We start from the raw sequence: 13,983 nt of genomic DNA, 5'->3' as shown, positions 1-13,983 counted from the left end.
CCAATCTCTACTCCACCACCTCACCATGCACCTTCACATCACTTTTCTTACTATCTGGCTGAATCACGATAGGTAATACCAATCCTTTCGCAAAGTCATCGGACAGTACATAGTCATAGCTACTGGCAGCGACATCAGGCGTGGTATGGATGATAAGTTTCATGTCTTTACTATCAATGATTTCATGTGAGGTATAGCTATCGCTAAGCTGATCGAGCAGCTTTGACAGCGCTTCATTGCTTGCCATACTTATCGTCAGATTGTGCTGCGCGGTGGCATTATCCACATCGAAATATTCCGCATAATCGCGCACATTTTGGCTATCGAGCGCAAACGGATATTTATAATTGGCAGGGTCAACAGCTTTTTCGCCGCTTGCGACCAATGACCAATCGATAGTATTAACTTTTGCCGCCTCAGATGTTGCTGCGGTTACAGAAGTTTTATCAGAACTATCAACGCTATCAGTGCCATTAGAATTGTCAGCGCTATTATCGCAGCCCGTCAGCGTCAACATGCCTGCACTAGCTATTATCATCATACTTAATAAGCGCTTTACCATTGAGTTGTCCTCTTTATTTATGGGTCATAAGCTATTCTTATAGATGGGCTATTTTGACAGCTTTCAGCGTGCTTCTCTAGCTAAATGCTGCAAAAGGCTATTTCTTATTATTATCAAATGAAAGATAGCTGGGATAAAAATAACATATTGGCAAGGATGTTTTTAAGCTTACAGCCATAAAAAAACAGCCACCGTTTGATGACTGTTTAATAATTATAATGCTTTAGTTTTAATATCTATATCAGCTGCTTAGATTTGGCAGTTTACTTGGTATTCTTTACCGTCAGCCCATTTCATCGCAAAGATACCTTTGTCGCCTTTCATGTGCCATGCATAGACGACTTCAGAGTTTGATTCGTTGACATAGCTTGCGGTATCACCTTGGACGCCACCATTTAGGATGATTGGCTGATTTGCCCAGTTCACTTTAGGCAACGTCGCGTCTAGCATGACTTGTTTTTTATTGATTGACTGTTTTGCCAAGATTTTGCTGCCATCAGTACAAGTATAAGGTGCTGGCGCCATACGGTCATAAGCGACATCGGTCACGCTTTCCGAAGCTGGGGTTTTATTTGGGGTAGTAGGTGCGGTAGTCGCACATGCGCTTAGTAGAGCAAGAGTAGGTAGGGCAACAGCAAATTTAGTTAGGGTGTTCATGGTTGTCTCCAAAATTATATAATTTATAATATATTTATTTTTAACTAGGGGTTTTACCTATACTTTTTTAACCTATGCTTTTTGAACTATGCTTTTTGAACAATGTATTTTTTCACTATGCGTTAAGCATATAGCGCATATGTTATCGAAAAGGCTTTCCGCATAATGTTAGAAATTGTTTGTTACGTGTTCACTAAGTTACTAAAACACTGACTAATGTAACGCTGCACTTAACAGCCTTTGTAAAATAGCTAAGCTTAAATTAGTGAAGCGGCAAATATATAGCTATGGAAATAGGCAAAGAAGTCAGCCGACTTTTATCAAAAATATAAAACATCAAGAATATAAAAAAGCGCCTATCGACTGCTGAGCCGATAGGCGCTTTGGTTTGAGCTTAACTAAAAATTTCTAACTTATTTAGCAGCAATCGCTAATAGCTATTTCACTGACAGCTATTTAATTTATTTGGTCTTACGCGGTGGCAGACCAGTATGCTGCGTTTGAAAGTTACCTTTGCTGACTTTCTTGGTATTCTTACCAGAAGTGTTTTTACCTGAGGTGTTTTTTGCAGCGCTAGGACTATTATTGCTGCGCTTCACTGAGTCATTACCCAAGCGGCTGTTCTTTTTACGCGCCGATTGATAGCTGTCTTGCGCCGCATCGCGACCTTCTAAACTGGCATTAAATGGCGGAATTAAGCAGCCACGGTTTTTACCAATCAAGTCACTACGTCCCATATCTTGCAGCGCTTTACGCAATAGTACCCAGTTTTTTGGATCGTGATAGCGTAAGAAAGCTTTATGTAATTTACGTTGCTTGCCAGATTTGACGATATCCATGTCACCTTCGTCACGGCTGATTTTATGCAGCGGGTCTTTATGGGTATGATACATGGTGGTCGCGGTCGCCATCGGGCTTGGATAAAACGCCTGCACTTGGTCAGCGCGGTAACCGTGGCTTTTTAGCCACAGCGCAAGGTTCATCATATCTTCATCTTTGGTGCCGGGATGGGCGGCGATAAAGTAAGGAATCAGATATTGCTCTTTGCCAGCCTCTTGGCTGTACTGCTCAAACATGGCTTTGAATTTATCATAATTGCCCATGCCGGGCTTCATCATTTTTGACAGAACCGCTTCTTCTGAATGCTCAGGGGCAATCTTTAGGTAACCACCGACGTGATGACTGACCAATTCTTTGACATATTCAGGGTCTTTAATCGCTAAGTCATAACGCAAACCTGAGGCGATAAGAATCTTTTTCACGCCTTTGATATCACGCGCTTTACGGTATAGCTGAGTCAAATTACTGTGATCGGTAATCAGGTTTTCGCAAACATCAGGATAAACGCATGATGGCTTGCGGCAGTTTTTCTCAATGGTTTCATCTTTACAGTTGAGACGATACATATTGGCCGTTGGACCACCAAGGTCGGATATAACACCGGTAAAGTTGGGCGCAGTATCACGAATCGCTTCGACTTCACGCAAGATGGATTCTTCTGAGCGGTTTTGAATAATACGACCTTCGTGCTCGGTAATCGAGCAGAACGTACAACCACCAAAACAGCCGCGCATGATATTGACTGAAAACTTAATCATGTCATAAGCAGGGATGCGCGCATCGCCATAGCTTGGATGCGGTAGGCGTGCATACGGCAAATCAAAGACGTAATCCATCTCTTCGGTTGAAAGCGGAATCGGTGGCGGATTAAGCCAAACGTCAATCGAGGTATGCGAATTACCAGCACCGCTACTATGACGCTGCACCAAAGCCCGCGCGTTACCGGGGTTGGTCTCAAGGTGTAAGATACGGCTGGCATGAGCGTACAAAACAGGGTCAGATTTGACGTGCTCATAATCAGGCAGACGAATAACGGTTTGCTCACGTGGCGGCATTTTAATTTTATGCTTACGCGCCGTCATCGGTTTATTAAAGCCGCGCATTTGTACCACTTGCGTCTCTTCGTCCACTTGCTCAGCATTCAATACTTTATTGGTCACAGGTTCTGCAACAAAGCCCTGATACTGCGCGGACATGCCCGTCATAGCTTGTCCGACCGGTGAATCAGATGGCTTTTCTTGTTCAATTTTGCAGCTATCAACGTCTTCGGTCATCACGTATGGATTGATAATTGGATCGACGCGACCGACGGTATCGACATCATTACTGGCAACTTCAGTCATGCCTGCTTGCCAATGGCGACGAGTCGGGGTCAATAAATACGCCGTACCGCGCAATTTGCTCATTTGCTCAAACGTGTAGCCTTTTGAGAGACCATGTACCACATCGACGATGGCACGCTCAGCGTTACCATACAATAAGACATCGGCACGGGCGTCGATCAAAATACTGCGGCGGACTTTATCTGACCAATAGTCATAATGGGCGATACGGCGTAAGCTGCCCTCGATACCGCCTAGGATAATTGGCACATCAGGATAAGCTTCACGGCAACGCTGGCTATAAACGATGGCCGCGCGGTCAGGGCGTTTGTCAGCCACGTTACCCGGCGAGTAAGCATCATCGCTACGGATTTTGCGGTCAGCGGTATAACGGTTAATCATGCTGTCCATGTTGCCAGCGGTCACGCCATACGCGTAAACCGGTTTACCAAGCTCCATAAAGGCATCTTTGCTCTTCCAATCTGGCTGGGCAATGATACCGACGCGAAAGCCTTGCGCTTCTAAGAGACGACCGATAATCGCCATGCCAAAGCTTGGATGGTCGACATAGGCATCGCCTGAGATGATGATGACATCACAGGCATCCCAGCCCAAATCGTCCATCTCTTTGCGGCTCATCGGCAAATAAGGCGCAGGCTCGTAGCAGCTCGCCCAATGTTTGTCGTAGTCGTAAAGTGGTTTGGTGCCTTGTTTAAAGGCGGTACGGGCGATGGTATCGGCAGACATGAGCGGACCTGTTAATTAGAAAATGGCACTAAAAAAAGCCGTTATTTATCAGAAATATTAACGGCTAATTTAAAAGCGCTCATTTTAACATGAATTACGCTCAGGATGTGATAAACGATGATAAAGGATTAGCGATAAGTTATTGATAGCGTAAGATAATATACCAATAAAAGGATTCCTAGAAACTTGGAAACCCTCTTAATTTAGGCCATTGTTAGCATGAAAGATTTACTACTGTAATAACTGGAATGGGAAAGTGACGACATCAAAAGCAAGTGCAAAGGGCAGTAAGACCAGCTTTTGCGCCGTATTGCCACTACGAGACACTTGTTTTTGCTGACTTTGAGTATAAAAACTGACCATATAAGGCTTGGTTAGAGCGCGATAATTGGCTTGAATCAAGCTTAAATTACTCACTTGCGGATAGATAGCGCCTTTGACAGGCACGTTAAAACAAAAGCGCTGAGCATTGATGCGTTGGTCGCTGGCTGAAGTGCAGTCGCGACCATTATTTTGCAAAAAGAATTGATAATCTGAGCGCTGGAATTCATCTTTTAATTTGGCGTAAGAAAGCTTCATTTCACCCTGAAAATAGCCATCGTTATTGGGTACAAAAAAGCTCATATCATTATCAACATGGATGTTTTTTGGCGTCAGATTGCTTAATAAGCCAATCATTTCTGTCCCGCCTTGGGTCAGCACATAGCTGTTCTTTTCACCGACGATGACCATGGTCGCGTTTGGCGTTTTTGGTAATGCTTGGGCAGGACGACCAAAGGCCACAATCTGGTCTTCAGATAAGATTTGCTTGGTACTTGTAGTGCTGACATGATTGTCACTTTCTAGTAAAGAGCTGGTTGCGCAACCTGAGCTTACGAGTAATGCCGCAAGTGATGCACCTGTTAGCAGTGTTTTTAGATATAGTGTTTTTCGGTTCAATGGCTTTAAGCTGAATAATTTTAGCGCTGCATCATTGTTTTTTTTATTGGTAGGAATGGTGTTGTTAGTCATGTGAGGCTTCCTTGTCTACGTTGACTATGATTGGATTTTGCTTTTAAGCGATATTTACATACTGATAATTTCTTAAACTTTAACTGCTATCGTACCTTGTTTAATCACCGCTTAGCTACAGCTAATTAAAAAGCGAAACTCCGTTTCTCATCAAATTAATCCAACAAAATCTTGGTACCACTTTTGGTAAAGTTCATCACAAATTGGCTTTTAAAGCTACGTACATTGTTCTCGTAAGTCAGCAAATTACGCGTAAATTCATGATAGTCATTCATATTTTTGGCATTGACCATCAACATAAAATCCGCATCGCCGGACACTTCATAACAGCTCATCACCCGTGGCTGATCATGCATTAAGCGCTCAAATCTATGCTGCATCGAGGTATTGGAGCGCGACATCTCTATCATTACCACTGCCGTAAGCCCATAACCTACCTTATTTGGGTCAACGATAGCGACTTGTTTGGTAATTATTCCGTTATCTATCAATGCCTGAATGCGGCGCTGAGCCGTAGCGATAGAGACATGCACGCGTTCTGCCACCGTTTTTAACGGTAAGCTCGCATCGTCCTGTAGCAAATTTAAAATGGCTTTATCGGTATCGTCTAAAATATGGCTCATAGCATTTAGCTCTAAAAAATCATAATTATTTAAAGTTTATTATAGATATTATCGTTATAAATTATGAATATAAGAAAACAGGCACAGTTTAATCATAAAATGGATAATTTTACTCATAACTTTGTCTATATAGAGATAATTTCTCTTTATACCACCGTAAAATACACCGTACTCATCCAAGCTGACAAGCAAAATAAAAAGCAATTGGTTTATCTAACGTTTATTTATACTTACGGTGTTTATTATGTCTCACTCAACGTTATCTCATGTCTTTATTAATACGTTAGACAATACGGTTTCGCGTCTGCCATTGCCTGCGGTGTGGACAGCTGGTAGCAAACAACAGCGCACGCTAATCATGGGCGTGGCATTGGCGATATTATCAAATCTGTTGTTTGGTGTGCTTTATGCCTATAGTAGTTTTTTGGCGCCCTTATCTGGCACCCAAGTTTTTATCTGGCGGATGTTGGCAATGTGGGCAGCACTAATCGGCTATCTTGTGATTAGCGGGCGCTTGGGTTTGCATATTAATAAGTTGAGAGCGCTCCGAACCGTTAAGCAGTGGGCTTGGTTGCTATTGCCATCGCCAATATTTTTAAGTCAGTTTTGGCTGTTTATGTGGGCACCAGTCAATGGCCAAGGCGTACAAACCGCAATGGGTTATTTTCTCTTTCCACTGATGATGGTGATATTTGGCTGCGTCTTATTTGGTGAGAGATTAAGCCGCTTGCAATGGTTGGCGGTTGCATTTGCCGCTGTCGGTGTGGGCAGTGAGATTGTGCGCACCCAAAGCATATCGTGGGCGACGTTATGGGTTTGCGGCACTTATCCTATTTATTATATTTTGCGCCGTTTGCAAGGTATTGGCGCGATTACTGGATTATTGGTAGATTTGACCATCTTTGCGCCTTTTGCCGTTGCTTATTTGTTTTTTATTGCACCGAGCAGTTTAGAAATAGTTGGCGGTTCGGGATTTTTTATCATGATGCTGGCAGGACTTGGCGTGCTTAGTGTGATTGCGATGAAAACCAATGTCGATGCCAGTCAAATGCTCCCCGTTAATGTCTACGGTATGATGAGCTATATAGAGCCCGCTTTATTATTTATCTTGGCCATTACGATATTGGGCAATCCTTTTGAATCAGCGATGATTTATAGCTATGGTCTGATTTGGCTGGGTATAGCTTGCTTAATTGAGCATGGTATCCGTCAATTACGCCGTGCTCATAAACAATCGAAAACGAGCAAAACGGTTCAAACAATTTAGAGGTTAATGAACTAAATTGATTGATTTAATTTATTTGCCAAATAAAAAAGGACGATTCAACAGTATGCTGAATCGTCCTTTTTACATTAGATTAAAATCAATCGCTGATAGCGTCTTTTAATCTAAATGCTGTTTAAAGCCGCGTTGTTTATCACGTTCCCAGTCGCGGTCTTTAAGGGTTTTACGTTTATCATGCTGTTTTTTACCAACGGCAAGCGCAATTTGGCATTTCACTAAAGAGTTTTTCCAGTAGCAAGATAACGGCACACAAGCATAGCCTTTTTGATTGACCGCACCCATGAGTTTTTCGATTTCACGGCGATTGAGCAGCAGCTTACGGGTACGAATGCTATCAGGGCTCACATGCGTTGAGCTTGAGAGCAGCGGCTGAATATGGGCACCAAACAAAAACGCCTCATTATTACGAAAGATAATATACGCTTCGGTAATGGTCATTTTACCGGCACGAATGGCCTTCACTTCCCAACCTTGTAACGATAGACCTGCCTCAAACGTCTCTTCAATAAAATACTCATGACGAGCTTTTTTATTGGCGCAAATTTGATTGTCAGGTTTTTTTGATTTTTTTGACATAATTTCTCCATAAGGACTTTAATATATTGTTTTTGGATATCTTGTTCTCGTATCGCATCAACATACAGTGTCCCAGTCTAACTATTCCTCATCCTAACCCTTTAATAGGGATTTTTTTTGTCATGCTGGTTTGTCATATCGAGCATGGCAAATCAAGCGGAGCAAAAGGGATGAGTCGAACCGACTATTGTAGCAAAGCAGACAGCGAAAAGGTAAAGCGGCTGTTAGGACAAATGTAGCAGATAAGTATTAAGTTTGAGTAAAATTTGCTAGCATATGGGGCATTACCATTAACCATATTAGTCCTGTTATGAGCCTTTCTGCTACTTCATCAAAACTGCATACTAAGATTTTATACCCTGGTACCTTTGATCCTATTACCAATGGTCATGTAGACTTGGTTAAACGGGCGACGAAACTGTTCGACGAGGTGGTCATCGCGGTTGCCTCAGGACATCATAAAAAGCCGTTGTTTGATTTTGAGGAGCGCGTTGCCTTGGTCGAAACGGTATTTGCTGATTTACCGCAAGTGTCGGTGATTGGCTTTGAAGGCTTGCTAGTCGATTTTATGCGCGAAAAGAACGCCACGGCGGTATTGCGCGGCTTGCGAGCCATGTCAGACTTTGAATACGAGTTTCAGCTTGCCAATATGAACCGTGAGCTTGATGAAAACTTTGAAGCGGTATTTTTAACGCCATCACAGAATTACTCGTTTATCTCATCGACGATGATTCGTGAGATTGCCAAGCTTGGCGGTGATGTGACCAAGTTTGTGCCACCATGCGTCTCAGAAGCCTTTATACAAAAACTCAGTAGTTAGTATTAAGCTGAATATTTACTAAGCTAAGTGCTTACTAAGTTAAGTGCTTACTAAGTTGAGCGTTTACTAAATGAACTTTCGCTAAGTGAGCATTCAATATTGGCTGAATGTTAAAGATTGAGTTTAGTAGTAAATAACGAATGTACTCATTTATTATCAGCTGCTAGCAAATAAGGAGCAGTTTATGGCGTTATTAATTACCGATGAATGCATCAATTGTGATGTATGCGAGCCTGCTTGCCCCAATGAAGCGATCTCAGAAGGCGATGATATTTATGTCATTGACCCTGATTTATGCACCGAATGCGTCGGCCACTTTGATGAGCCGCAATGCGTGGTCATCTGTCCGGTTGACTGCATTCCTCATGACCCAAACCATGTCGAAAATGAGAGTGATTTGCTCGCCAAATACAAACGCATTACCGGTCAGTAATGCGTTGCAGATTATACTATCGATATACGAAAGTGCTAATCACTAGGAATAATATGACGAATACGGATATTCAACTTGCCATACGCTTTTTTAAAAATAAATGCTTGTCGTTTGCGAGCGTACTATGACTGTCAGTACTGCTACCAGCCACTTCGACCAGCAACACCTTTGGCATCCTTATGCCAGTTTACCGCCCACCTATCCAAATATCGTTATTGACCATGCCGAAGGTATTTATATCGTCACTAAAGATGGCACACGCCTGATTGACGGTATGTCGTCATGGTGGGCGAGTGTACATGGCTATAATCACCCCAAGTTAAATGCAGCGATGATTGAACAGTTGGGTAAGATGGCGCATGTGATGTTTGGCGGGTTGACCCATCAACCCGCGATAGATTTAGGCAAAAAGCTGCTAGCTATTGTACCTGCTGGACTTGATGCGATATTTTATGCCGATAGCGGTAGCATTGCCGTCGAAGTGGCATTAAAAATGGCGTTGCAATATCAAATTGCTGCTAAGCAGCCGCAAAAGTGCCAGTTTGCCTCGACCCAGTCAGGCTATTATGGTGATACATGGCATGCGATGAGTGTTTGTGACCCGATTGCTGGCATGCATAGCCTGTATGGTAAGCAATTGCCTTTGCAGCATTTCGTGCCTGCACCGCCCTTAGGGTTTGAGCGTGAGCTAACGCAAAATGAGCGTGATGAATTAACGACATTTTTTGCTAAACATAGCCATCAGCTTGCTGGTTTTATTATTGAGCCTATTATTCAAGGCGCAGGCGGGATGCGTTTTTATAGTCCGGAATATCTGCAACTGTTGCGCCAGTTGTGTGATGAGCATAACGTGTTGCTCATTGCTGATGAAATCGCGACAGGCTTTGGGCGTAGTGGCAAGCTGTTTGCTTGCGAACATGCCAATATTAGCCCTGATGTTATGACCATTGGTAAGGCACTTACAGGCGGCTATATGACTTTTGCCGCGACTTTATGCACGCGTAAGGTCGCTGATACCATCCATGATAGTGCTTATCCAGCCCTCATGCATGGTCCGACTTTTATGGGTAATCCGCTGGCCTGTGCCGTTGCTTGTGCATCGATTGATTTAATTTTGTCCTACAATATCGAAGCGTGTACGGCAAATATGCAAGCCGTGATGGAACAACAGCTCGCCCCTGCAGAGACGTTAGATGGCGTTAAAGAAGTACGTTGTTTGGGCGCCGTTGCTGTGATTGAGTTAGAGACAGCCGTTGACATGCCAGTTTTCCAATCCTTATTGATTGACAATGGTATTTGGGTGCGACCGTTTGGTAAATTGGTCTATATCATGCCTCCCTTTGTCATTACTGATGATGAGCTGGCGACGTTATGCCAAGCGCTACTAACCGTCGTCACTTCGTACTTGAATCAAATTTCTACGACCAACAGAGTTTTGCTATGAGTGTGCTATTTATCTCCGGTATTGATACCGATATTGGTAAAACCTATGCCACAGGCATGATAGCAAAAGCGCTGATACAGCAAGGTATTAACGTCATCACTCAAAAGCTGGTACAAACAGGCGTTAGCGTCAATTGTGATACTGGTGAGATGAATATTGCCGATGATATTGTTACTCATCGTCAATTAATGGATATAGCGCTGCAGCCTTGTGATTTTGACTTTACCACGTGTCCATATCGTTATGAGAAGCCGGCGTCGCCGCATTTGGCAGTGAAACTTGCTAACACCGTTTTAGATCCTGATGTGATTACGAACGCCACAAAAAGTCTGCAAGCAGATTATGAGGTGGTGCTGTTAGAAGGCGCAGGTGGCTTGCTTGTGCCCATAACCGAGCAGCTATTAACTTTAGATTATATTGCTACTCAAGGTCATCCGGTGATTTTAGTCACATCAGGTCGACTTGGTAGTATCAATCACACCTTGCTGAGTTTAGAGGCGATTAACGCGCGTGGCTTAACGGTACATAGCGTCATTTATAACCATATTCATGACAGCGCTGCCCAGACGGATAAGCAAATAGCTGATAGCACGATTGATTATTTAAAAAACCACTTAGCGCAACATTATCCAAATGCCCATTGGTTACAGCTGTCACGCCAAGCTAAAAATAAATTTGAAGAAGAAATAAATGGTGATTTAATATTACCGCAGCATTTTATTGAAGCCATTATTTGAATTATTTGGTATAAAATCAAAATAAGCACAAAAGACATTCCCACGCAGCCTTTAGGTTTGCTATACTAGCGCGCTTGGTAGACTAGACGATCGCCGCTGCACACTGGCAACAGATGCGCAGGGGAGGAAAGTCCGGGCTACATAGGGCAGCGTGCCAGCTAACGGCTGGGCAGGGTAACTTGACGACCAGTGCAGCAGAGAGTAGACCGCCTTTAGTGTCGCAAGACATTATCGGTAAGGGTGAAAGGGTGCGGTAAGAGCGCACCGCGTGGCTGGCAACAGTTCACGGCATGGTAAACTCCACGCGTAGCAAGACCAAATAGGCATCGGCATGGCGCGGCCCGCGTTCGATGCGGGTAGGTTGCTTGAGCGTATCAGCGATGATACGCCTAGAGGAATGATCGTCCACGACAGAACCCGGCTTATCGGTCTACCAACTTTTTTATTGTTCGTTTTTATCGTTAGTATTATGCATATTTGCCATTAATTTGAATTAAATTTCTATTTTTTGCAAAAAAACGATAATTAGGGGTTGACGATAGTCATCTCTATCGGTATTATACCGAGCCTTAAATGGCGATGTAGCTCAGCTGGTTAGAGCGCATGACTCATAATCGTGAGGTCAAGAGTTCAAGTCTCTTCATCGCCACCATTTATAGTAAGACTAGCAGTATTAAAAATGCCAATCATTCTGTGATTGGTTTTTTTTTGCCTGATTTTTGCCAAATGGCGTCTAGCTCAGCGGCTTTATCTTACTTCTCAATGAGCAAGTATTTTTGTATTTTAATCATGCTTGATTGCCGTCATGTATCACGCAACATCTTGCTAATAAAATCGCCTTACTTTACAGTGGAAAACTGCTAGAATACCCTCACATGTCTGCGCGTATTAACCACTAACCAATTGAGTTAGTAAGTAGTAATAAGCGCCATGAGCTTTTACCTTAGCATCGATAATTTCTTTACTTATTACGACACTATCGGCGTATTGGCGTATTGGCTGATACGAAGTATGAGTAAGCATTGTATTGATTCTATCTGACAGCATTTATTTTCGTTATTCAATCCTCCATTATTTAGTAGGCGCTTTGTGACTGCATTAGCCAATATTCGTAACTTTTCTATTATTGCCCACATTGATCATGGCAAGTCGACCCTTGCCGATCGTTTTATTCAGATGTGCGGTGCCTTGCAAGACCGTGAAATGCAGGCGCAGGTCCTCGATTCTATGGACATTGAGCGTGAGCGCGGCATCACTATTAAAGCCCAGTCTGTGACTTTGTTTTATGACCATCCTAACGGTGAGCGTTATCAGCTAAACTTTATTGATACGCCTGGTCACGTTGATTTTTCATATGAAGTATCACGCTCATTAGCCGCTTGTGAAGGTGCGCTATTGGTCGTTGATGCTGCGCAAGGGGTAGAAGCGCAATCAGTGGCCAACTGCTATACCGCCGTTGACCAAGGCTTAGAGGTGATGGCGGTTCTTAATAAAATTGACTTGCCACAAGTTGAGCCTGAGCGTGTGATTCAAGAGATTGAAGACATCATTGGCATTGATGCCGTTGATGCGCCGCGCGTATCAGCGAAATCTGGTCTTGGCGTCGATAAGCTGCTAGAAGCCTTGGTCGAGTTTATTCCTGCGCCAACCGGCGATCGTGAGGCGCCGCTCCAAGCATTGATTATCGATTCATGGTTTGACAGTTATCTAGGCGTGGTCTCACTCGTACGTGTCCGTGAAGGAACGGTCAAAAAAGGCGATAAGATTTATATCTTATCGACCAAAGAAGCGCATTTGGTCAGCTCGATTGGTGTCTTTACGCCGAAGCCTTTAGATACGGGAATTTTAGAAGCCGGTGAAGTTGGCTTTATCATTGCCGGTATTAAAGACATTGCAGGCGCTCCCGTGGGTGATACGATTACCCATTCCAAGACCCCTGATGTTGAACGTATTCCTGGTTTTAAACAGATTACCCCGCAGGTTTATTCGGGTATGTTCCCAGTTGACTCTAGCGATTTTGAAAAATTCCGTGAAGCGCTGCAAAAACTACAGATTAACGATGCCTCATTGTTTTTTGAGCCTGATACTTCTGATGCGCTTGGCTTTGGTTTCCGCTGTGGCTTCTTAGGTATGCTGCACATGGAGATTATCCAAGAGCGTTTAGAGCGCGAATATGACTTGGATTTAATCACTACGGCGCCATCGGTTATTTATGAGATTGAAAAGAAGAACGGCGAAATAATCTATGTGGATAATCCATCAAGATTGCCTGAGCCGAATAATATCGAAGAGTTCCGTGAGCCGATTGCACGCTGTCAGATTTTAGTACCGCAAGATTACTTGGGTAACGTGATGACGCTTTGTATCGAGCGCCGCGGTGTACAGGTGGATATGCGTTTTATGGGCCGTCAAGTGCAGCTGATTTTTGATATTCCGATGGGCGAGGTGGTCATGGACTTCTTTGACCGTCTAAAGTCAGTCTCGCGCGGTTTTGCGTCGCTGGATTACAACTTCGAGCGTTATCAAGTGGATAAATTGGTCAAAGTTGACGTGCTGATTAATGGTGAGAAAGTCGATGCCTTAGCCATGATTGTGCACCAAGACCAAGCACGCTACCGTGGTAACGCATTGGTTGGTAAAATGAAAGAGCTGATTCCGCGTCAGATGTTTGATGTAGCGATTCAGGCCGCAATTGGCAGTCAAATTATCGGCCGTAGTACGGTAAAAGCCATGCGTAAAGACGTCTTAGCCAAGTGTTATGGTGGTGACGTTTCGCGTAAGAAAAAGCTGCTCTCAAAACAGAAAGCCGGTAAAAAACGTATGAAGCAAGTGGGTAATGTGGAAATTCCACAAGAAGCCTTCTTAGCCGTTTTGCAAGTTGAATAAATCACCGATAAATGATCAAACGTCATCTGTCTTAATATCT

The 13,983-nt window shown here is 43.4% G+C and carries 12 protein-coding genes, 1 tRNA gene and 1 other RNA gene; 8 read left to right on the top strand and 6 right to left on the bottom strand.

The annotated features are described in order from the left end of the window. Window positions 1-7 precede the first annotated feature (7 nt). From QJS82_RS10285 to QJS82_RS10265, 5 genes are all read right to left on the bottom strand, one after another. Window positions 8-541: a hypothetical protein gene (locus QJS82_RS10285; protein ID WP_281490404.1), complete on the bottom strand. Its 534-nt coding sequence runs from the start codon at window positions 539-541 to the stop codon at window positions 8-10. A 270-nt stretch (window positions 542-811) separates the two neighbouring features. After that, on the bottom strand, window positions 812-1,219 hold the full coding sequence (locus QJS82_RS10280; protein WP_201562257.1) for a hypothetical protein: 408 nt from the start codon (window positions 1,217-1,219) through the stop codon (window positions 812-814). Window positions 1,220-1,680: 461 nt separating this feature from the next. Beyond that, window positions 1,681-4,128: a YgiQ family radical SAM protein gene (locus tag QJS82_RS10275; protein WP_281490403.1), complete on the bottom strand. Its 2,448-nt coding sequence runs from the start codon at window positions 4,126-4,128 to the stop codon at window positions 1,681-1,683. A 231-nt stretch (window positions 4,129-4,359) separates the two neighbouring features. Further along, the gene (locus QJS82_RS10270) at window positions 4,360-5,139 is read right to left on the bottom strand and encodes a YidX family protein (RefSeq protein ID WP_281490402.1); all 780 of its coding nucleotides are present in this window, start codon (window positions 5,137-5,139) and stop codon (window positions 4,360-4,362) included. A 155-nt stretch (window positions 5,140-5,294) separates the two neighbouring features. Then, entirely contained in the window at window positions 5,295-5,762 is a 468-nt protein-coding gene (locus tag QJS82_RS10265) for an Lrp/AsnC family transcriptional regulator (RefSeq protein WP_201619853.1), read from the bottom strand. A gap of 244 nt (window positions 5,763-6,006) precedes the next feature. Here QJS82_RS10265 and rarD point away from each other — a divergent pair, with 244 nt between their 5' ends. Next, complete coding sequence (gene rarD / locus QJS82_RS10260; protein ID WP_281490401.1) at window positions 6,007-7,029, top strand: EamA family transporter RarD; 1,023 nt, start codon at window positions 6,007-6,009, stop codon at window positions 7,027-7,029. A gap of 117 nt (window positions 7,030-7,146) precedes the next feature. Here rarD and smpB read toward each other — a convergent pair whose 3' ends face one another. Continuing rightward, on the bottom strand, window positions 7,147-7,623 hold the full coding sequence (gene smpB, locus QJS82_RS10255) for an SsrA-binding protein SmpB (protein WP_068405891.1): 477 nt from the start codon (window positions 7,621-7,623) through the stop codon (window positions 7,147-7,149). Window positions 7,624-7,933: 310 nt separating this feature from the next. Between smpB and coaD the strand changes: the two genes are divergently transcribed. From coaD to lepA, 7 genes are all read left to right on the top strand, one after another. Further along, the gene (gene coaD / locus QJS82_RS10250) at window positions 7,934-8,443 is read left to right on the top strand and encodes a pantetheine-phosphate adenylyltransferase (protein WP_201629661.1); all 510 of its coding nucleotides are present in this window, start codon (window positions 7,934-7,936) and stop codon (window positions 8,441-8,443) included. Between the two features lie 184 nt (window positions 8,444-8,627). Next, complete coding sequence (locus tag QJS82_RS10245) at window positions 8,628-8,876, top strand: YfhL family 4Fe-4S dicluster ferredoxin (protein WP_201562243.1); 249 nt, start codon at window positions 8,628-8,630, stop codon at window positions 8,874-8,876. 124 nt (window positions 8,877-9,000) lie between these two features. Beyond that, window positions 9,001-10,320 (top strand): adenosylmethionine--8-amino-7-oxononanoate transaminase, encoded by a 1,320-nt coding sequence (bioA, locus tag QJS82_RS10240; RefSeq protein ID WP_281490400.1) that lies wholly within the window; start codon window positions 9,001-9,003, stop codon window positions 10,318-10,320. After that, window positions 10,317-11,057, top strand: a complete 741-nt coding sequence (bioD, locus tag QJS82_RS10235) for a dethiobiotin synthase (protein ID WP_281490399.1) — start codon at window positions 10,317-10,319, stop codon at window positions 11,055-11,057. Before bioA ends, bioD begins: the two co-directional genes overlap by 4 nt. A gap of 74 nt (window positions 11,058-11,131) precedes the next feature. Beyond that, window positions 11,132-11,498, top strand: an RNA gene (gene rnpB, locus QJS82_RS10230) — RNase P RNA component class A. Window positions 11,499-11,632: 134 nt separating this feature from the next. Next, window positions 11,633-11,709: transfer RNA gene (locus tag QJS82_RS10225), tRNA-Met, on the top strand. Between the two features lie 437 nt (window positions 11,710-12,146). Continuing rightward, window positions 12,147-13,943, top strand: a complete 1,797-nt coding sequence (gene lepA, locus QJS82_RS10220) for a translation elongation factor 4 (RefSeq protein WP_201562237.1) — start codon at window positions 12,147-12,149, stop codon at window positions 13,941-13,943. The last annotated feature ends 40 nt before the right edge of the window (window positions 13,944-13,983 follow it).

The organism is Psychrobacter maritimus (genome assembly GCF_029953575.1).
In the GTDB taxonomy this organism is placed as follows: domain Bacteria; phylum Pseudomonadota; class Gammaproteobacteria; order Pseudomonadales; family Moraxellaceae; genus Psychrobacter; species Psychrobacter maritimus.
Note: the sequence above shows the minus strand (reverse complement) of the source record. Positions and strands in the feature narration are given on the sequence as shown.

Excerpts from the sequence above, each read along its gene's own strand:
- QJS82_RS10285 (WP_281490404.1), bottom strand. The coding sequence starts at position 541 with ATGATGATAATAGCTAGTGCAGGCATGTTGACGCTGACGGGCTGCGAT.
- QJS82_RS10280 (WP_201562257.1), bottom strand. The coding sequence starts at position 1,219 with ATGAACACCCTAACTAAATTTGCTGTTGCCCTACCTACTCTTGCTCTA.
- QJS82_RS10275 (WP_281490403.1), bottom strand. The coding sequence starts at position 4,128 with ATGTCTGCCGATACCATCGCCCGTACCGCCTTTAAACAAGGCACCAAA.
- QJS82_RS10270 (WP_281490402.1), bottom strand. The coding sequence starts at position 5,139 with ATGACTAACAACACCATTCCTACCAATAAAAAAAACAATGATGCAGCG.
- QJS82_RS10265 (WP_201619853.1), bottom strand. The coding sequence starts at position 5,762 with ATGAGCCATATTTTAGACGATACCGATAAAGCCATTTTAAATTTGCTA.
- rarD (WP_281490401.1), top strand. The coding sequence starts at position 6,007 with ATGTCTCACTCAACGTTATCTCATGTCTTTATTAATACGTTAGACAAT.
- smpB (WP_068405891.1), bottom strand. The coding sequence starts at position 7,623 with ATGTCAAAAAAATCAAAAAAACCTGACAATCAAATTTGCGCCAATAAA.
- coaD (WP_201629661.1), top strand. The coding sequence starts at position 7,934 with ATGAGCCTTTCTGCTACTTCATCAAAACTGCATACTAAGATTTTATAC.
- QJS82_RS10245 (WP_201562243.1), top strand. The coding sequence starts at position 8,628 with ATGGCGTTATTAATTACCGATGAATGCATCAATTGTGATGTATGCGAG.
- bioA (WP_281490400.1), top strand. The coding sequence starts at position 9,001 with ATGACTGTCAGTACTGCTACCAGCCACTTCGACCAGCAACACCTTTGG.
- bioD (WP_281490399.1), top strand. The coding sequence starts at position 10,317 with ATGAGTGTGCTATTTATCTCCGGTATTGATACCGATATTGGTAAAACC.